Annotated in this window: 17 protein-coding genes; 10 read left to right on the forward strand and 7 right to left on the reverse strand. The window is 63.8% G+C overall.

The window, feature by feature from the left end; translation table 11 throughout:
- Nucleotides 1-86: 86 nt before the first annotated feature.
- The 3 genes from rbsK to N5A92_RS26085 are packed head-to-tail and all read right to left on the reverse strand — an operon-like array spanning nucleotide 87 to nucleotide 2576.
- Nucleotides 87-1013 (reverse strand): ribokinase, encoded by a 927-nt coding sequence (gene rbsK / locus N5A92_RS26075; protein ID WP_260907451.1) that lies wholly within the window; start codon nucleotides 1011-1013, stop codon nucleotides 87-89.
- Nucleotides 1014-1018: 5 nt separating this feature from the next.
- On the reverse strand, nucleotides 1019-1471 hold the full coding sequence (locus N5A92_RS26080; protein ID WP_260907453.1) for an RbsD/FucU family protein: 453 nt from the start codon (nucleotides 1469-1471) through the stop codon (nucleotides 1019-1021).
- A 49-nt stretch (nucleotides 1472-1520) separates the two neighbouring features.
- Nucleotides 1521-2576, reverse strand: a complete 1056-nt coding sequence (locus tag N5A92_RS26085) for an ABC transporter ATP-binding protein (RefSeq protein ID WP_260907454.1) — start codon at nucleotides 2574-2576, stop codon at nucleotides 1521-1523.
- Between the two features lie 293 nt (nucleotides 2577-2869).
- On the opposite strand from N5A92_RS26085, the gene N5A92_RS26090 reads away from it, so the two are divergent.
- The 3 genes from N5A92_RS26090 (at nucleotide 2870) to N5A92_RS26100 (ending at nucleotide 6779) form a co-directional block, all read left to right on the forward strand.
- A complete protein-coding gene (locus N5A92_RS26090) occupies nucleotides 2870-4543 on the forward strand; it encodes a type 2 periplasmic-binding domain-containing protein (protein ID WP_260907456.1) in 1674 nt (557 codons plus the stop codon).
- A 169-nt stretch (nucleotides 4544-4712) separates the two neighbouring features.
- Entirely contained in the window at nucleotides 4713-5843 is a 1131-nt protein-coding gene (locus N5A92_RS26095) for a carbohydrate ABC transporter permease (RefSeq protein ID WP_260907457.1), read from the forward strand.
- A gap of 3 nt (nucleotides 5844-5846) precedes the next feature.
- Entirely contained in the window at nucleotides 5847-6779 is a 933-nt protein-coding gene (locus N5A92_RS26100; protein WP_260907460.1) for a carbohydrate ABC transporter permease, read from the forward strand.
- Between the two features lie 167 nt (nucleotides 6780-6946).
- On the opposite strand, the gene N5A92_RS26105 is transcribed toward N5A92_RS26100, so the two are convergent.
- From N5A92_RS26105 to N5A92_RS26115, 3 genes are read right to left on the reverse strand one after another with little or no spacing between them, the layout of a single operon-like run.
- Nucleotides 6947-8449 (reverse strand): FGGY-family carbohydrate kinase, encoded by a 1503-nt coding sequence (locus tag N5A92_RS26105; protein ID WP_260907461.1) that lies wholly within the window; start codon nucleotides 8447-8449, stop codon nucleotides 6947-6949.
- On the reverse strand, nucleotides 8446-9549 hold the full coding sequence (locus N5A92_RS26110; protein ID WP_260907462.1) for a M42 family metallopeptidase: 1104 nt from the start codon (nucleotides 9547-9549) through the stop codon (nucleotides 8446-8448). Before N5A92_RS26110 ends, N5A92_RS26105 begins: the two co-directional genes overlap by 4 nt.
- 10 nt (nucleotides 9550-9559) lie before the next feature.
- Nucleotides 9560-10372, reverse strand: coding sequence for a BtpA/SgcQ family protein (locus N5A92_RS26115; protein WP_260907463.1), 813 nt, complete (start codon nucleotides 10370-10372; stop codon nucleotides 9560-9562).
- Between the two features lie 140 nt (nucleotides 10373-10512).
- Between N5A92_RS26115 and N5A92_RS26120 the strand changes: the two genes are divergently transcribed.
- Both N5A92_RS26120 and N5A92_RS26125 read left to right on the forward strand, forming a co-directional pair.
- The gene (locus tag N5A92_RS26120) at nucleotides 10513-11547 is read left to right on the forward strand and encodes an aldo/keto reductase (protein ID WP_260907464.1); all 1035 of its coding nucleotides are present in this window, start codon (nucleotides 10513-10515) and stop codon (nucleotides 11545-11547) included.
- A 42-nt stretch (nucleotides 11548-11589) separates the two neighbouring features.
- Nucleotides 11590-12387, forward strand: a complete 798-nt coding sequence (locus N5A92_RS26125) for a class I SAM-dependent methyltransferase (RefSeq protein WP_260907465.1) — start codon at nucleotides 11590-11592, stop codon at nucleotides 12385-12387.
- 37 nt (nucleotides 12388-12424) lie between these two features.
- Here the strand turns inward: N5A92_RS26125 and N5A92_RS26130 are convergent, their stop codons facing one another.
- Nucleotides 12425-13111 (reverse strand): GntR family transcriptional regulator, encoded by a 687-nt coding sequence (locus tag N5A92_RS26130; RefSeq protein WP_260907466.1) that lies wholly within the window; start codon nucleotides 13109-13111, stop codon nucleotides 12425-12427.
- A gap of 210 nt (nucleotides 13112-13321) precedes the next feature.
- Between N5A92_RS26130 and N5A92_RS26135 the strand changes: the two genes are divergently transcribed.
- The 5 genes from N5A92_RS26135 (at nucleotide 13322) to N5A92_RS26155 (ending at nucleotide 19336) form a co-directional block, all read left to right on the forward strand.
- Nucleotides 13322-14110 (forward strand): class II aldolase/adducin family protein, encoded by a 789-nt coding sequence (locus N5A92_RS26135; protein WP_425248649.1) that lies wholly within the window; start codon nucleotides 13322-13324, stop codon nucleotides 14108-14110.
- Between the two features lie 92 nt (nucleotides 14111-14202).
- Nucleotides 14203-15750, forward strand: coding sequence for an ABC transporter substrate-binding protein (locus N5A92_RS26140; protein WP_260907467.1), 1548 nt, complete (start codon nucleotides 14203-14205; stop codon nucleotides 15748-15750).
- 149 nt (nucleotides 15751-15899) lie between these two features.
- On the forward strand, nucleotides 15900-16871 hold the full coding sequence (locus tag N5A92_RS26145) for an ABC transporter permease (RefSeq protein WP_260907468.1): 972 nt from the start codon (nucleotides 15900-15902) through the stop codon (nucleotides 16869-16871).
- Complete coding sequence (locus N5A92_RS26150; RefSeq protein ID WP_260907470.1) at nucleotides 16868-17707, forward strand: ABC transporter permease; 840 nt, start codon at nucleotides 16868-16870, stop codon at nucleotides 17705-17707. Before N5A92_RS26145 ends, N5A92_RS26150 begins: the two co-directional genes overlap by 4 nt.
- Nucleotides 17708-17710: 3 nt before the next feature.
- Entirely contained in the window at nucleotides 17711-19336 is a 1626-nt protein-coding gene (locus tag N5A92_RS26155; RefSeq protein ID WP_260907471.1) for an ABC transporter ATP-binding protein, read from the forward strand.
- Nucleotides 19337-19343 lie beyond the last annotated feature (7 nt).

Consider the following 19343-nt stretch of genomic DNA (forward strand, 5'->3'; position numbering starts at 1 on the left):
GTGTTTTGAGCCCCTATATGGCGGTTTTTTGACGCCTGGCATAGCATTTGCGGCAGGCGTGGCACGATGCTGCCGGGCTGGAGGCTTCAGGCGCTCAGAAGCGCTTCGACTTCGGCTAGCTCCGGCATCGAGGGCGCGGTGCCTGGGCGGGTGACGGAGATGCCCGCCACAGCGCATCCGAAGCGCACCGCCTCGGCCGGTGTCAGACCACGTGCGAGGCCCACGGCGAACCCGCCGTTGAAGGCATCGCCCGCGCCGGTGGTCTCCACAACGGGACCGGCGGCGAATGCGGGGACGTGCTCGGCGCTATCGCGGTCGACAAGGAGTGCACCTTTCTCGCCGAGCGTCACCACCGCCGCTCCCACACCTTTTTCCAGAAGCGCCTCGCCGGCACGGCGCGCGTCAGCGGGGGAGGTCACGGCAATGCCCGTCAACTCCTCCGCCTCCGTCTCGTTGGGAGTGGCGTAATCGCAAAGGGCGAAGATCTCCGGCGGCAGCTTGGCGGCAGGCGCCGGGTTGAGGATCGTCGTCACGCCCGCTTCCCGGGCGATTTCCAAGGCACGGATGGCCGCCTCGATTGGCTGCTCGAGCTGCGTGACGAAGACGCCGGCGGAGCGGATGAGATCGGCACTGGCTTCGATGTCGGCAGGCGAGATAAGCGTCGCCGCACCCGGGCAGACGATGATGGCATTGTTGCCGCTCTCCTCCTCCACGAAGATATAGGCTGCCCCCGTGTAGCTCTCCGGCGTCTCGATGACCGCCGGTTTGACCCCCGCTTCCCGCCATGTCGTGAGCGCCATATCGGCGAAGGGGTCGCGGCCGAGACGCGTGATGAAGCTGACGTCGGCGCCCAGTCGCGCAGCGGCCACGGCTTGGTTTGAGCCCTTGCCGCCAGGGCCGAGTTTGAAGGCGCTGCCCAGCAGCGTCTCTCCCATCCGCGGCTGACGGCTGGCGCGGTACGCGGTATCGGCGACGAAGACGCCGAGGATAACAGTCGGCTTGCCTTTCTCCATGGAGGTCAGTCCTGATCGGGCGGGATGACGCCCTTGCGGAAGGCGAAGCAACCGTAGAAGCGGCGTTCGCCGGTCTGGATAACGCAATAGGCCTGTTTGGCGCGCTCGTAGAAGGCATAACGCTCGACGCCGATCATCGGCCAGGAACGGCCCTCCGCCTTGTCGACCACCTTCTGCACCTCCGCCTGCACCGGCGGGATTTCGTCCGGTTGGCCGACGATCTCCATGCGCGCCGCCGCGTCGTCTACGAAGGTGTCGAGCGGATAGACGGACAGGATGGCCGCGGCCACCTCGGCCGCCGTGGCGTCAATGCGCAGGAGCCTGCCGAGACGCGTCTGCCGGGCAACGGAATCGGAGGGGAAATTCGTGTCGGCGATGATGAGGTCGTCGCCGTGGCCCATGGCCCTCAACGCAAAGAGCACGTCGGCGTTCAATAGCGGGTTGATTCCCTTGAGCATGTCTTCCCTCCAAGAGCGGCCGGTCGCGGCCAATGTTTCGATTGCGGCCTTACAGCCTCTGCCCGGTGTCGGCGTGGAATAGGTGCACCTGGTCCGGACGGGGACGCAGGCGGATGGTATCGCCAGGCCGGAAATTGTGGCGCTGCCGGAAAAGAGCCACCAGATCGTTGCCGCCGAAATGCAGAAAGACCAGCGTCTCCGAGCCCGTCGGCTCGACCACCGAAATCTCGGCCGGCAAGCCGTCGTCGGCGAGTTCCAGATGTTCCGGGCGGATACCCAGCACGATCGGCTGACCGTCCTCGACCCTGTGCTCGCCGGAGACGGCGACATGCGCACCGTCGATCTCCACCGTGCTCTTCTCCCCGTTCACCTTGGCCTTCAGCATGTTCATGGAGGGCGAGCCGATGAAGCCGGCGACGAACAGGTTGGCCGGGCGGTCGAAAACCTCCAGAGGCTCGCCGATCTGCTCGACCCGCCCGTCCTGCATGACCACGATCCTGTCGGCCATTGTCATCGCCTCCACCTGATCGTGCGTGACGTAGACGGTCGTCGTCTTCAGGCGCTGGTGCAGCTCCTTGATCTCCGTGCGCATCTGCACACGCAGCTTGGCGTCGAGATTCGACAGCGGCTCGTCGAACAGGAAGACCTGCGGATCGCGCACGATGGCGCGTCCCATGGCGACACGCTGGCGCTGGCCGCCCGACAGCTGTCGCGGATAGCGGTCGAGAAAGGGCGTGAGCCCCAGAATCTCGGCCGCCCGCTCGACGCGCTGGCTCACCTCGCGGGCGTCCATGCCGCGCAGGCGCAGCGCGAAGGCCATGTTGTCCTTCACCTTCATGTGTGGGTAGAGCGCGTAGTTCTGGAACACCATGGCAATGTCGCGCTGGGAGGGCGGCAGGTGGTTGACGATCTTGTCGCCGACCAGGATCGCCCCCTTGGTGATGCTTTCGAGGCCGGCGATCATGCGCAGCAAGGTCGACTTGCCGCATCCCGATGGCCCGACGAGGACGACGAACTCCCCATCCGCAATGTCGATATCCACCCCGTGGATCACCTCCACGGGGCCGAAGGATTTGCGGACCCTGCGGACCGTAACGTTGGACATGGTTCCTCCCGTGACCCGACCCGGCGAGAAGAACAGACGAGCCGGCGCGCGATGTCAATCGTAAAGAACCACCCGCTTTCTTTACCATTTTTGTCCATCCGGCCTCCCACCGGCGATTTATTGACAATGGTCCAACTTGCCTCATACTCATCGGAACCGGGAGGCATACGGGGAGGAAACAGGCGGGAGAAGGGCGAGACGACATCCTCAGTGCCTGCCTTCGATAAATCGTTTTACCGGCTACCGATGGCTCCCAGCCACAATCATGGAAGTCTTAAGGGAGGAAACCATCCATGAAGGTCCATATCTACGAGCGACTGATGGCCATACAGGCCAGCCGTCGCGGCATCCTGAAGGGCGCGGCGGGCGCCGGCGCCCTGACACTCGGCGCAACGAGCGGACTAGGAGCGCTGGCGCGACACGCCGTCGCGCAAGACAACCTGCGCGCCGAAATCCTGAAGATCCCCGGCGTGGGCATGGGCTCGCCCACCGACGCCGACTGGCAGAGGGTCGGCGAGATGTGTCTCGGTGGCACCAGGGAGACGGTCGAGGAAGGCGAGTTCGAGGGCGTGCAACTCACCTTCATGGGTCTCAATAACCAGAACCTGCATAACTTCCTGTTCCGCGGTTTCTTAAGGCCGTGGGAGCAATATACCGGCGCCCGCATCGAATGGATCGACCTGGCGCAGGCGGACTACAACCCGCGGCTCCAGCAGTCGATCGCCACCGGCACGGTGGATTTCGACATGCTGGAAATGGGCGCGCCATTCGAGGGCGACACGGCCGGGCGCGGTCTGCTCGACGAGATGCCCGACTGGGTGAAGACGCTCATCGACATGGACGACTATGTCGACTACCTGAAAGAGCCGGTCGGCACCTGGGACGGCAAGACCTACCGGATCTCCATCGACGGCGACTGCCACACGCTAGCCTTCCGCACGGACTATTATGGAAACGAAGAGTTTGCCCAGGCTTGGGCAGAGGAGGGCGACGGCAGCCCATGGGAGTCGCCGACCACCTGGGCGCAGGTCAACGCGCACTCCAGGTTCCTGGCCGGCAAGACCGATCCGCTGACGGGCCTGCCCGCGTACGGTTTCCTCGATCCGCTGAAGATCACCTGGGGCGGCTTCGGCTTCTACTTCCTGGCCGACCGGGCGGCACCCTATGCCAAGCACCCGGACGATCCGGCCTGGTTGTTCGACCCCGAGACGATGAAGCCGCGGGTCAACAACCCGGCCTTCGTGCGGGCCATAGAGGAGGTGATGGAGTTGGTGGAGGCCGGCGCCTATCCGCAGGACCAGCTCAACGCCGACCCCAACACCACGGCCTTCCAGCAGTTCCTGGCCGGCACCGGCGGGATGCTGACCTGGTGGGGCGACGTCGGTTCCAACGCGCGCACCTCCGACACCTCAGTGGTGGGCGACGTGGTGGGCTTCTCCACCAATCCCGGCGCGGATGCGGTCTACAATTCCCAGTCCGGCGAATGGGAGCAGACAGCCAACGAGGCGCCCAACAACGCCTATATCGGCTGGGGCATCTATGTGACCAACCGTGTCTCGGATGATGAAAAGAAGCGCAAGGCGGCATGGTCGGCGGCGGCACATCTGGGCGGCAAGGACCTGTCCTTGTGGACCTCGGCCTATCCGTCCGGCTTCCAGCCCTACCGCAAGTCGCACTTCAATTACGACGAGTGGGAGGCGGCCGGCTACGACCGCGACTTCATCGAGGACTATCTGAGCTCCAACCGCGACAGCTATAATCACCCGAATGCAGCCATCGAGCCGCGCATTCCCGGCATCTTCCAGTACTATTCGATCGCCGAGGACGAACTGGCCAAGATATTCTCCGGCCAGTACGGCTCCGTGCAGGAGGGCGCCGACGCCATCGCTGAGGCCTGGGAGGGGATCACCGACCAGATCGGCCGCGAGCGGCAGATCGAGCTGTACAAAGCCTCGCTCGGCATGTGATCACCGCCTGAGGGCGACGGACGAAGGGGGACCGGCGGCCACGCCGCCGGTCCTTTCTCGCCCGGACTTGCGGTACGGGACAAAAATGGAGCTATAGTCGGTGAGTGTATCGCGGCGGGAGCACGGGCAAGCCTCGCGCCGCCGGTATCAACCACCGCAGGGAACAGGCATGGACGAGGCAACCGCACGGGCGATCGAGTCGGACGATTTCGTGGCGCCTGATCCGATTCCCGAATCGCGCAAGCGGCTGGGGCGAATGGTTTTCGCCGTGGGCACAGTGGTGCTCGTCGTAACGGCGCTGGCACGCCTGCTCCAGGAGCTCGGCAGCTTCGATTTCGGCTTCGTCACCTGGCGGCCGGTGCTCTACGCCTACATCTTCTGGGGCATCGCGCTCGGTTGGTCGCAGGTGCTGCGGCGCGGCGAGGACGGAAAGCGCGCACTGTTCGTGCTGCCGGCCGCACTGTTCGTCGTCGCCATGGTGGTGTTCCCGCTCCTGTTCGCCGTCTACGTCTCGTTCACGGATTGGAACCTGTCGGCGCTCGGCGGACCGAAGTTCAACGGCCTTGCCAATCTGCGCCGGATGACCAGCGACCCGTTTTACTGGAATGCCATGCTGAACATGGTGTGGTACATCCTGGCCATCATCGTCGAATATGCCATCGCCTTCGGCATGGCGCTGATCCTGCATTCGCAAATCCGCGCCCGGAAGTTCTTCCGCGTCGTCTTCCTCCTGCCGCTCATGCTCTCGCCGGTGGCGCTGTCCTGGATGGTCGGCAAGTCGATGATGGAGATCCGCTTCGGGCCGCTCGCCAATCTCGCGCGGTGGCTGGGATGGGACAATCCCGCCTTTTTCTCCGAACCGTGGCTGGCGCGGTCGTCGATCATGGTGATGGATGCGTGGACCTTCATCCCCCTGATGATGATCATCCTGCTCGCCGGGCTCCAGTCGCTGCCCAAGGAAGTGATGGAGGCGGCCAAGGTGGACGGTGCCACCCCCTGGCAGACTTTCTGGAAAATCACCTTTCCGCTCATGCTGCCCGTGTCGATCACGGCGGTCATCATCCGCGTGATCTTCAAGCTCAAGCTCGCCGACATCATCATCAACGTCACCTCGGGTGGGCCGGGCGGTGCCACCGATTCCATCACCAGCTTCATCTTCCGCGTTTACCGCGACCGCTCCAATGTCGGCTACGGCACGCTGCTCGCGGTGGTCTATCTGGTGATCATCGTGGCGTTTCTTCTGGCGCTGCTCAATCTGCTCAGCCGCTGGATGCGCGGCTACGATCAGGAGGTCTCATAGGCAATGGTCGCCGTCCCCGAAGCGATTCCCGAGGTTGTGGAGCAGGAGGAGACATCCGTCGAACGGTTGCGCAAGCTCTTTTTGCGCATGCTCGTCTACGGCATCCTGTTCGTGTGGGCCGTCATCTGCCTGTTCCCGATCTTTTGGACGGTGACGACCTCCTTCAAGATGGCGCCGGACGTCATGCGCGGGCATCTCATTCCCTGGGTTGACTTCACGCCGCAATGGCTCGGCTGGCGCTCGCTCGGCCTGTCGCCGGAGACGATCTTCAATTATTCGACCGTACGTGCGGAGTTCATGAAGCGCTTCATGAACAGCGTCGTCACCTCGCTCTCGGCCTCCTTCCTGGCGGTGGTTCTCGGCTCGCTCGCCGCCTATGGGCTGAGCCGCTTCCGCTACCACTTCGGCCCGATGAAGAACTCCGACATCTCCTTCTTCTTCCTGTCGCAGCTCATCCTGCCGCCGGTGGTGCTCGCCCTGCCGTTCCTGGCGCTCTACAAGGGGCTGGCCCTCCTCGATACGCGCATCGGGCTCATCCTCCTCTACACACTGATGGTGATGCCAATCGTCATCTGGATCATGCGCGACCAGTTCAAGGCCATTCCGGTGGAGCTCGAGGAGGCTGCCCTCGTCGACGGGCTGTCGGTATGGGGCGCGTTTTTACGCATCGTGGTGCCGATCTCGCTGCCGGGCATGGTCGCCGCCTTCATCCTGTCGCTCATCCTGTGCTGGAACGAGTATTTCTTCGCGGCACTTCTCACCAGCACCGAGGCCAAGACGCTGCCGGTGATGGTGGCGAGCCAGACGGGCAGCCAGGGCATCAACTGGTGGTCGATGGCCGCGCTCTCGACGGCAGCAATCGCACCGCTCCTGATCGTCGGCATCATCCTGGAGCGCTACATCATCGCCGGCATGTCGACGGGGGCGGGGAAGTAGGGGAGGGCAGGACGGTGCGTGCCTTCGCCCTTGCCCTCGACAAGCTCAGGATGAGGACAAAGGCAAGGCTAGCTCATCATAGTTTTAACGTTGGGCAGAAGGACGCAAACACAAGCCCTCATCCTGAGCTCGTCGAAGGACGAGGGCGGGATGCAGTGCTTAAGGTTTCAAACCGCCCCCGACATTTCCGCCATCAAGTCCCGCGTCTGCTCGTAAAGCCGCCGGAAGACTCGATACTGTCGCCCATAGACCGCCTTATGCTCCGGCCGGGCGGCAATGGTCCGCTCCACCGGATTCCAGCCTGCAATGTCCCCCTTCCGCGCATCCCCCACCGCCACCGCCGCAAGGAACGCGTCGCCGTAAGACGCACCGATGGTGCGGGCGCGCAGCACCTGGTCGAGACCGGAGATGTCCGAGGTCGCCTGCGCCCAGACCGTGTTTTTCGTGCCGCCGCCGACGGCGTAGATCGTCCCCGGCGGCCGGTCGATCTCGCGGTAAGTGTCGACGATATGGGCCGTGCCGCAGGCGATGCCTTCGAGAAGCGCGCGGTAGATGTCGCCGCGCGTGTGCGTCAGGTTCAGGCCGAAGAGGACGCCCTTGGCGTCGGGATCGTGGATGGGTGTCCGTTCACCGGAGAAATAAGGCAGGAAGACGAGGCCGCCAGCGCCCGGCGGCGCGCTTGCCGCCTCTTCGGCGAGTGCCGCGAAGGCTTCTTCCGCTTCCAGCTCACGCGCAAACTGGTCGCGGAACCAGTGGGTGAGGGTGCCGCTGGTGGCAAGCCCAGCCATCGAGGCGTGCTCGCCCTCAAACAGCCAGGGCGCATACCACAGGCGCCGGTCGCGGACGGGGCCATCGCTCACCATGATGGTGAAGATGGTCGAACCGTACATGACCATCATGTCGCCGGGGGAAAGCACACCGACGCTGAGCGCCTCGGCGGCCGCGTCGATGGTGCCGGCGATGACGGGGGTGCCGACGGCAAGGCCCGTCTCGGCAGCAGCCTCCGACGTCACTTCGCCGGCGATGTCGGTGGTCCACAGGAGATCGGGAAGCTGGTCGGGCTGGACGATATCGTCGGCGAGGTCGAAGACCCAGTCGCGCTTTTCGACATCATAGAGAGGGCTCGCGTTGGCGGCCGAATAGTGGTCGATGACATAGCGGCCGGTGAGGCGGTAATTGACGTAGCTCGTGGAGTTCAGGAACTTCGCCGACTTGCCGTAAAGCTCGGGCCGGTTGTTCTTGAGCCAGAGAATTTTCGGGCCGACCGACTGCGAAGTGAGTGCGTTGCCGCAGCGCTCAAGGATCGTTTCGGCGCCGATCCGTTCGTCAAGGGCCTCGATCTCGCGCGCTGCGCGCGTATCGACGCCGTAGAGAATGGCATTCGACAGCGGCTCGCCCGCCGCGTCAACCGGCAGCATGCAGGGGCCGATGGCGCTGCAGCCGACGGCGCGGATGGTCTTCGGGTCGACGCCACTTTCGGTCAGAACCTTCTGCGTGACGAAGACGAAGTCGCCCCACCAGTCCTCGCGCGGCCGGTGCTCGGCCCAGCCGGGCTGCGGAACCAGCATCTTGTGTGGGCGGGCGGCACTTGCGACGATGCCGCCCGTCTCATCCACGAGGACGCCCTTCGTCTCGAAGGTGCCGATATCGACGCCGAGATAGTGCTTCATGTCACGTAGTCGTCCCGGTCGAGACTGAATTTCGGATTGATTACGGCGATGGCGTCGGCCAGGAGGCGGGTGAGCTGCTCCAGATCGCCCAGGTCGCACACCTCCAGGGAGGAATGCGAGTAGCGCATGGGAAAGCCCATATCGATGCAGGCCACACCCTCGCCCACGAGCTGCACATAAGAGGTCTCCGTCAGCGCTCCGACGTGCGCGCTGCGCTGCAGCGGCATGCCGCGTTCGCCGGCAATGTTTTCGAACAGGCCCACGAGGGCGGGGTGCGGGATGAGGCCATTCAGCGTGCCGCGCCCATGGAAGGAATAGAGGCTCATTGCTGGCCCGCCACCGAGCTTCACGTCGCCGCGATGGGCCATGTCGGGCGTGTCTGTCGCCAGCACCAGGTCGATCTGGATGGCGATGTCTGGGGCGAGCGCCTGGGCCGCCGTGACGGCGCCGCGAAGGTTGAACTCCTCCTGCACGGCGAAGACGAGGTGGATGGTGGGACGCGGGCTCTTGTCTTTCAGCAAGCGCGCGGCCTCAAGCAGGACGGCGCAACCGGCGCGGTCGTCCACGGCGGTGCCGGCAATGCACTCGTCGCCCAGCTCCACCACGTTGGGAAGGTAGGTGACCGGCGTGCCGATCTTAACGCCGGCGGCCTGTGCTTCCTCGGCGGAGGCAAAGCCCGCGTCGATATAAAGATCGGCGTAGGGGACGACCTTGTATTTCTCGTCCAGCGTCGTTGCGTGGTGGCTCTTGTTGGCGATGACGCCCTTGCGGTCGCGCCCTTCGCCCACGCACAGGAGCACGGTCTGCGAGGCGAGAGCCCGTTCCGGCACGCCGCCCAGCCGCTCGACGCGGATGAAGCCGTCGGGCTCAATCTTGCGCACGACGAAGCCGAGCTGGTCCATATGCGTGAGAAGCATGACCGAGGGGACGGCAGCGTCACCCTCGATGGTGGCGATGAGGTTGCCCAGCATGTCCGTGCGGCAGGCGAGGCCGAGCAAGGTGAGCTTTTCCCTGATCGCGCGGCACACGCGGCCCTCGTGGCCGGAAAGGCCGGGAATGAGCATCAGTTCGGTCAGAAGCGTGCGCAGCCGTTCTTTCACCGTCCGCTCCTCAATCGCCACGGGCCGCACGCGCAAGGCGCATGAACTCCGCCGCGCGCTCGGGGTCGACCGGGTTCCACGTGTCGCCGTCAACCTTGAGCGAGGAGCCGACGATGCAGCCGTCGGCGATCTTCATGACATCGGCGACAGTGGCGTGCTTGACGCCGGTGTTGGCGAGCACCGGCGTCTCCGGCAGCGCCTTCTTGACCGCCTCCAGATCGCTGAGCTCGGCAGCCTCGCCTGTAATCTGGCCGGAGACGAGGATGGCGTCGGGGATCGAGGAGAAGACGGCGCTGCGGGCGCGGTCGGCGAGGCTGCGCCGGTCGAGCGAATAGGCGAACTCGGCCGAGATATTGTAGAGCATGGCGAGGTCGGAGCGATGCAGGCGATCGCGGTAGCGCATCGCCTCGCCGGCATCGGGCGTCCAGGGGCCCATGTCGGAGGCATATGTGCCAGTGAATATTTCGCGCACGAAGGCGGCCCCAGTGGCGGCGGCAAGCGCGACCGTGCTCGTCGGGTCCCACAAGACGTTGACGCCGAAGGGCACGGTGATGCGCTCGCCAAGGCGGCCGATCACATAGGCCATCACCGCGGTCGAGGCAGCGTCGACAGTAAACTCGTAGGGACGATCGTTCTCGTTGCCGAACATGACGGCGTCGACGCGGGCCCTCTGCAGGGCGTCCAGATCCTTCGCCGCATTGGCGACGAGCGCCTCCACGCCGCCCTCCGCATCGTAGAGCGGCGAGCCGGGCAAAGCGCCCAGATGCACCATGGCGATAACCGGCTTGGCGCTCTTGAACAAACGCCTGAACTTCTGGCTCATTCGTCCTCCCCGATTGTCCCTCGCTCCCGATAGGGGAGGGATGCTAGCAACCGCCTGAATGCGAGTCCAATGGTTCGGTGCGGTTCCGGCAGGCCGAGTGTGTGCTAATCTGGACGGCGGACAAGGGAGAGGAAATAACGATGAAGACGCGTCACTTCGAGCGCCTTGCCAGCCGCGGCATCACCTTCACCGAGCTCGGCTTCGGCACCGCGCCTCTCGGGAACCTCTACCGGGCGATCTCCGACGAAGAGGCGGAAGCTGCGCTGGAAGCCGCGTGGGAGACCGGCTGCCGCTATTTCGATACCGCGCCGCTCTACGGGCTTGGTCTTGCGGAGACACGGCTCAACCGCTTCCTGCGTGGGCGCAAACGCGACGACTACGTTCTGTCCACCAAGGTCGGCCGGCTTCTTCGCGTAGCTCCGCCGCAGGAGCGCACCGGCATCGGCAAGTTCTTCGACACACCGACGCGCCGCGAGGTCTACGACTACACTTATGACGGTGTCATGCGCTCGGTCGAGTTCTCGCTCGAACGGCTCGGCATCGACCGCATCGACATCCTCTACGCCCATGATCTCGACGTCTTCAACCACGGTTCCAAAGAAGCGCTGAAGGTGAAGCTCGAGGAATTGATGCGCTCCGGCTACTATGCGCTTCTTTCGCTGCGCGATCAGGGCGTGATCAAGGCGTTCGGTGCAGGGGTGAATGAATGGCAGCCCTGCCAGTGGCTTGCCGAGCACGGCGATTTCGACCTGTTCTTGCTTGCTGGCCGCTACACGCTTCTAGAGCAGGAGTCGCTGGAAACTTTCCTGCCGCTCTGCGAGGACCGTGGTATCGGCATCGTGCTCGGTGGGCCCTACAACTCCGGCATCCTCGCCACGGGCCCGAAGCCCGGCGCCTTCTATAACTACTCGGAAGCGCCGAAAGATATCCTGGAGAAGGTCGGCCGCATTGAGGCCGTTTGCGAGCGGCACGGGGCAAAGCTCATCGAAGCAGCGCTCAAGTTTCCGCTTCTGAGCCCGCTCGTCTGCTCCGTCATCCCCGGCGGGCAGAGCGCCGACCAGGTCAAGGCCAATCGGGCAATTCTGGATGCGGACATACCTGCGGAGCTGTGGAGCGATCTCAAGGCCGAAGGCCTCATGCATCCCGCCGCACCGACCGGGCTCCCGGGGCGGTAGGGCGTTGAGCGAGCCTCATGGCACGATAAGAGGAGAGATCGCGTGTCGTCGATCACCAAAGATATGGATAAGCAATATGCCGACAGCCGAAAGATCGCTGCGCGTGCGCGTCTCCACACCGAATACACGGTCGCCGAAATACCCTGGTTTGCATGGGTCGCGCGACAACTGCCACTCGCAGACGGCAATCATGTACTCGACGTTGGCTGTGGTCCGGGCTGGTTTTGGGCCGCGGTGGAGGACATGCTGCCGCAGGAGCTTGGGCTGAAACTTGCTGATTTGTCACCTGGCATGGTCCAGGAAGCATTGGAACGATGCAGGGCACTGCCGTTCAAGTCAGTTGAAGGCCGGCAGGCGGACGCCGCAAATCTTCCCTTTGACGACAGCACCTTTGAGGCAGTCATTGCAATGCACATGCTTTATCATGTGCCCGACCCCGCCGTCGGCATCGCGGAGATGTTCCGCGTGCTTAAACCTGGGGGCTTTCTCGCGGTCACAACCAACGGTGCTGGCAACATGCGCGAGATCTATGAATTGACGACTATGTTTGGCAGCGATCCATCCGAGCCAGCTGCCGCAGCCTTCGGCTTCGACACGGCTGAACGGCTGATGCAGTCGCGATTTGGCAATGTGACGAAGTTCCAGCATCCAGCGAGCCTTCGAATAACCGATCCCGAGGACGTTTTCCTCGCGCTCACGTCCTATCCTCCAGGCGAAGGCGCCAGCGAATCCCAGCAAAAGGCCTTCCGTAAAGCCATTGGTCACGCATTCCGGCAGGGGAACGGTGTGCTTGAGGTTCAGAAGGAGATGGGGCTATTCCTCAGCAGGAAAGTGTCCTGATCCGTCCTTGCACATCCAAATGAACGCACCATGACGCTTAGGAGGCGTCGCCCCGCTCAATGCCCTCGAAAAGCGCCACCACCGCCTCCTGCGCCACGGTGATGTGGTAGTGCAGCGCGGATAGAAGCTCCTCCCGGTCGCCCTTCTTCAGGGCAGCCAGGATCGGCTCGTGCGTCTCTGCAATACGGTGCGGGTCGTCATAGAGCTTGCCGATCAGGGTGATGCCGGCGCGCATCTCCGTGGCGAGCTCGTCATAGACCTTGATGAGCCGCGCATTGCCGCTCGCTTCGCATAGCATGCGGTGGAAGATAAAATCCTCGAAGATCTGGCTCTCCACCGAGCCGGCGTCGGCAAGCGCATAGAGCTTGGCAATCTGGCGTTCGAGCAGGGCGATCTCGGCAGGCCCCATACGCTCCAGCGCGATGCCCGCCGCATGCAGCTCCAGACCGATCCGCAGCTCGTAGATGTCGCGCATATCGGAAGCGGTGAGCGTACGCACAAAAAACCCCCGGCGCGGGTTTGAGACGACAAGACCCTGGCTTTCCAGGAGCCGCGCTGCCTCGCGCACCGGTGCCCGGCTGGTGCCGAATTCGCGCGACAACTGCAGCTCAGTCAGCCGGGCGCCCGGCCGCAGCTTTCCCGTCACGATTGCCTCGGTGATCTGCCGGGCGATCTGCGTGACGAGATCCGTGGTGGAAACGGTGGAGAACATTGTTGTCGTCATAAAGCGGCGTTGTGGGTCGGATGCTTGGGGGGCGGGTGCTGAATTTTACTCCAGCACTATTGCAGCAATTGTGATGATTGTCGACAATTGACTCGTAGTCCACGCTGTGCTTGCCTGCAGCGGGTGGTCACGCCTTCGCCCACCACGGCAGGGGCGGAATATGCAACGGAAGATCGGCTGCCGGCCCGACGCCCGGCAGGGGGAAAAGTGATGAACGTGCAGACCATGGAACCCAGCGCAGGCGAAGCCGGCGCCGCCGCACAGCCGCGCGAGCGCGTCGAGCTTGCCGCAGCCTACCGGCTGATTGCGCATTACCACATGGATGACAGCATCTTCACCCACATCTCCAGCCGCGCCCCGGCCGGGGAGGGGGAGCATGCCTTTCTCATCAATCCGTTCGGGCTGCGCTTCGATGAGGTGACGGCCAGCAGTCTGGTGACCGTCGACATCGATGGCGCCATCCTGCGCGACGAATACGGCGCCGGCATCAACAAGGCGGGCTTCACCATCCACAGCGCCGTGCACGCCGCCCGCCCGGACGTGCATTGCGTGCTGCACACGCATACGGTGGCGGGCGTTGCTGTCTCCTCCATGGAGGAGGGCATACTGCCGTTTAACCAGTGGTCGCTGCAATTTTATAACCGCATCGCCTTCCACGACTACGAGGGCATCGCGCTGGACCTTGGAGAGCGGGAACGCCTGGTGGCTGATCTCGGCGACCGTAATGTCATGATCCTGCGCAATCACGGTCTTCTCACCTGCGGGCGTACGGTCGGCGAGGCGTTTGCGCTGATGTTCAATATGGAGCGCGCGTGCCGGGCGCAGCTCGCCATCATGTCGTCGGGCGGTACGCCGCGCGTCATTGATCGGGAACTCGCGGAAAAGACGGCTCGCCAGTACGAGGGCTGGGATAAACATCACGAGGGCAACAAGCCGGACCCGCAATGGGACGCCTTCCAGCGTCTCGCCATCAAGCATTATCCCGGCCTCCTGGACTGAACGGGGCTCAGACAAGAACACAGCAAAGCCATCGGCGGAAAAAGAGGCGCAAACGCCCATGCCGCCCGCGAACTCAAGGGGAACGAACAGCTATGCTTAGACGATTGTCGCTGCTTGCCGCCGCACTTGCCATTTCGACTACACTCCACGCCGAACCGGTTACGGGCGGGCGCGCCAATGTGGTCATTCAGCCCGAGCCGCCGAGCCTGATGGTCGGACTGGTGCAGAACGGGCCTACGCAGATGGTGGCCGGCAACATCTACGAAGGTCTGCTGCGCTACGACACGGACCTGGAGCCGATGCCGCAGCTCGCCAAGTCCTGGGAGATTTCCGAGGACGGAATGACCTATACTTTTCACCTGCACGAGAACGTCAAATGGCATGACGGCGAACCCTTTACCGCCGCAGATGTGGTGTTCTCGGCCGATGTCTTCCTGCGCGAGACCCATCCGCGCCTGCGCACTTCGCTGGAGCATGTGGAGGAGATCAGCGCGCCGGACGACCACACTGTGGTCTTCAAGCTGAAACAACCTTTCGGGCCCTTCATCGGCATCTTCGAGGTCGGCACGATGCCGATGATCCCCAAGCACATCTATGAAGGCACGGATTTCGCCAACAATCCCGCCAACAATACCCCCATCGGCACCGGCCCCTTCAAGTTCGCCGAATGGGAAAAGGGATCGCACATCCTGCTCACGAAGAACGAGGACTATTACGAGGAGGGCAAGCCCTATCTCGACGAGATCTACTGGCATGTGATCCCCGACGCGGCCTCGCGCGCGGTTGCCTATGAGACCGGCGTCGTCGACATGCTGCCCGGCGGCTCGATCGAGAATTTCGACGTGCAGCGCATCGCCGAAATGGACAACACCTGCATTACCGACAAGGGCTGGGAGTATTTCGGCCCACACTCCTGGATGTGGCTCAACAATCGCGAGGGCCCGACCTCGGATGTGCGTTTCCGCAAGGCGGTGATGTATGCCATGGACCGCGAATTCGCGCGCGACGCGCTGTGGAACGGGCTCGGCAAGATCGCCAACAGTCCCGTCTCCTCATCGACGCGGTTCCATACTGATGACGTGACGGAATACGCCTATGACCCCGACAAGGCACGCGAGCTGCTGCAGGAAATGGGTTATGACGGCACACCCGTGCGGCTTCTGCCGCTGCCTTATGGAGAGACATGGCAGCGCTGGGCCGAGGCGGTGAAGCAAAACCTCGACGAGGTGGGTATCGAGGTCGAGATCGTCGCCACCGATGTCGCCGGCTGGAACCAGAAGCTGGCGGAGTGGGACTACGACATCGCCTTCACCTATCTCTATCAGTATGGCGATCCGGCGCTGGGCGTCGCCCGGACCTACGTTTCGAGCAACATCGCCAAGGGCTCGCAGTGGAACAATGTCGAAGGCTACGTCAATGAGGACGTGGATGCGCTGTTCGACCAGGCCGCCGTCGCCGTGACGAGTGAGGAGCGGCAGGAACTTTACACGAAGGTACAGCAGATCCTTACTGACGAGGTGCCCGTGGCATGGCTGCTGGAGCTCGGCTTCCCGACCATCTATCGCTGCAATGTGAAGGATCTCGTGACAACCGCGATCGGCGTCAATGACGGCTTCAAGGACGCCTATATCGAGAAATAGGGGTTGCGGCGCTTCACGCCGCCCCCAACTCTGGTCCCTCCCCAGCCTGAACGCCCGCGAAGGGGAGGGGCACAAGGCTGCGCACGGGGGAAGGTGTTGGGCGCCACCCAGGCAGTCATTCTATTTGCACGCTGTACGTTAGAGGTCCGATGCTACGCTTCATCCTCATGCGGCTGATGAAGGCGGCGGTCATCCTGATCGCAATCCTCACGCTTAACTTCTTCCTCATTCACGCAGCACCCGGCGATCCGGCGGCGGTTTTGGCGGGGGAGGCGGGGGCGGCCGACGCGCAATTCATCGAACAACTGCGCCAGCGGTTCGGTCTCGACAAGCCGCTTCTGACCCAGCTCGGCATCTATCTGGGCGGCGTCCTGCAACTCGATCTCGGCTATTCCTACCGCCAGCAGATGCCGGTGGCGGATTTAATCTTCGCCCGACTGCCGGCCACCTTGCTGCTCACCTTGACGGCCTTCGTCATCGCGTTGGTACTCGGCACGCTGGCCGGTGTGCTGGCCTCGGCACGGGTGGGCAAGTGGTCGGACACGGTGATCTCGACGCTGGCGCTGCTCTTCTACGCCACCCCGCTCTTCTGGGTGGCGCTGATGGCGGTGCTCGTCTTCTCGGTGTTTCTCAACTGGCTGCCCGGCTTCGGCTACGAGACGGTGGGCGCGAACTATACCGGCTTCAGGCGCGCACTCGATATCGCTCAGCATCTTATCCTGCCCGCCACCACGCTGGGGCTCTTCTTCATGGCCGTTTATATGCGCATGACGCGTGCCTCCATGCTGGAGGTAAGCCGGCTCGATTTCGTCAAGACCGCGCGTGCAAAGGGTCTGAGGCCGGGCATCATCCAGCGCCGGCACATCTTCCGCAATGCCATGCTGCCGGTGGTCACGCTGGCGGGCCTCCAGGCGGGCCAGCTCGTCGGCGGGGCGGTGCTGACGGAGACGGTGTTCGCCTGGCCCGGCATCGGACGGCTGATGTTCGAGGCGCTGACCCAGCGCGACTATAACCTTCTTCTCGGCGTCTTCTTCGTCTCGGCGGCGATGGTGCTCCTCTTCAATCTCATCACCGACATCCTCTACCGGGTCGTCGATCCCAGGATCAGGGTGGTGTCATGAGTGATTTCTGGAAGCGCTTCAGCCGAAACCGTGGCGCGGTGATCGGGGTCGTCATCCTCGCTGTGGTCGTGCTGGTGGCGGTCCTCGCACCCGTGCTCTTCCCGCAGTCGCCCTGGCGCATGGTGCAGCGGCCCTTCCTGCCGCCCCTTTCCATGGATCAGTACCCGTTGGGAACGGACGCGCTTGGCCGCGACGTGCTGGCCGGCCTTGCCTATGGTGCGCAGGTCTCGCTTCTTATAGGTGTTGTCTCGACAGCCGCAGCCCTCCTGGTCGGCATCCCCATTGGCGCACTGGCCGGTTATTTCGGCGGCGTGGCGGACGATGTGCTGATGCGCTTCACCGAATTCTTTCAGACGGTACCAAGCTTCGCGCTGGCCATCGTGCTGGTGGCAATCTTCGAGCCGAACATCCAGTCCATCATCGCCGCCATCGCCATCGTCAGCTGGCCGCCCGTGGCCCGCCTGGTGCGCGGCGAGGTGCTGTCGTTGCGCTCGCGCGAATATGTCGAGGCGGCTATCCTGTCGGGCCAGACGAGCGCAACGATCATCTGGCGGCAGGTCCTGCCCAACACGCTGTCGCCCATCATCGTGCTTGCCTCGCTGATGGTGGCGACGGCTATCCTGCTGGAATCCTCGCTGTCCTTCCTGGGGCTGGGCGACCCGAACTTGATGTCGTGGGGCTACATGATCGGCGCCGCGCGGACGGTTATCCGGCAGGCCTGGTGGCTATCCTTCTTCCCCGGTGTGGCGATCCTTTTGACGGTGCTGGCGCTCAACCTCATCGGCGAGGGGCTGAACGATGCGCTGAACCCGAGCCTCGCGCGGCGGGGGAGATAGAGCATGGCGATAACGGAACCGGTCCTGAGCATCGAGAACCTGACCATTGCCCTGCCGGAAGGGGCCGATCGGGCATTCGCCGTCGATGATGTAAGCCTGCAGCTCTTCGCTGGCGAAATCCTCTGCATCGTCGGCGAATCCGGCTCCGGCAAATCCATGTCGGCCAACGCCATGATGGGGCTGCTGCCGGACCTTGTGCGTCCGGTGAACGGCAGGATCGTGTTCGGCGCGGTTGATCTTCTCGACAAGACGGAAGCGGAGCTGATGGATTTGCGCGGGCGCAAGCTTGCCATGATCTTCCAGGAGCCCATGTCGGCGCTCAACCCGCTCATGCGGGTGGAGGACCAGATCGCTGAGGTGTTCGAGGCGCATCGGCTCCTGACCCCGAAGGAACGGGCGGCCCGCGCCGTGGAACTCCTGACGGAAGTGGGCATCCCCGATCCTGCGAAGGCGGCGAAGGCGTATCCGTTCCAGCTTTCCGGCGGCCAGCGCCAGCGCGTCATGATCGCCATGGCGCTGGCGCTCGAACCGGAGATCCTGATCGCCGACGAGCCGACCACCGCGCTCGACGTCACCACTCAGGCGCAGATCCTGGAGCTCATCCGCGACCTGCAGCAGAAGCGTGGCATGGCGGTGATGTTCATCACCCACGATTTCGGCGTGGTGGCCGAGATCGCGGACCGGGTGGCCGTGATGCAGTTCGGCAAGATCGTCGAGACCGGAACGGCCGACGCCGTGCTGGACGACCCACAGCATGCCTATACGCGCAAGCTCATCGCCGCCATTCCGAGACTCGTCGCTGGCCAGGCGCCGACACGCAAGGAAAAGCCACCGGTTCTCGAGGTCGAAAACCTCTTCAAGACCTATCGCACAGGCGGCGGCCTGTTCTCCAAGCCGCGCGTCGTAGAGGCCGTGAAGGATGTGAGTCTGCAGCTCGCCGAGGGAGAGACCTTGGGAATCGTCGGGGAATCCGGCTCCGGCAAGTCGAGCGTCGGGCGCTGCCTGGTGCGGCTGATGGAGCCGGACCGGGGGACGGTGCGACTGGCAGGCCAGGACATGGCGCATCTCAAGGGCGAGCACCTGCGCGCTGTGCGCGGTTCCATCCAGATGATCTTCCAGGACCCCTATGCCTCGCTCAATCCGCGCGCAAAGATCGGCCGCATCATTGCCGAGGGGCCGATGGCCCACGGCGTGTCGCGGCGCGAGGCCTATAAGCGTGCGGCGCGGCTGCTCGAACTCGTCGGGCTCGACGTTTCGGCCGCCGACCGCTACCCGCACGAGTTTTCCGGCGGTCAGCGCCAGCGCGTCGGCATTGCGCGCGCACTGGCGCTCGAGCCGCGCGTCATCATCGCCGACGAGGCGGTCTCGGCGCTCGACGTTTCCATCCAGGCGCAGGTGCTTGACCTGCTTGCGGATCTGAAGGAACGGCTCGACCTCGCTTTGATCTTCATCACGCACGATTTGCGGGTCGCCGCACAGATCTGCGACCGCATCGCCGTGATGCACCAGGGCGAGATCGTCGAGACTGGACCTGCGCACGACATCTTCAACCGCCCGCAGAATGCCTATACCCGCACGCTGATCGACGCCATCCCCGGCCGTGAGAAGGAGCTTGCGGCTGCGGGTTGATGGGTCA

The organism is Chelativorans salis (assembly GCF_025336525.1).
GTDB lineage: Bacteria > Pseudomonadota > Alphaproteobacteria > Rhizobiales > Rhizobiaceae > Chelativorans > Chelativorans salis.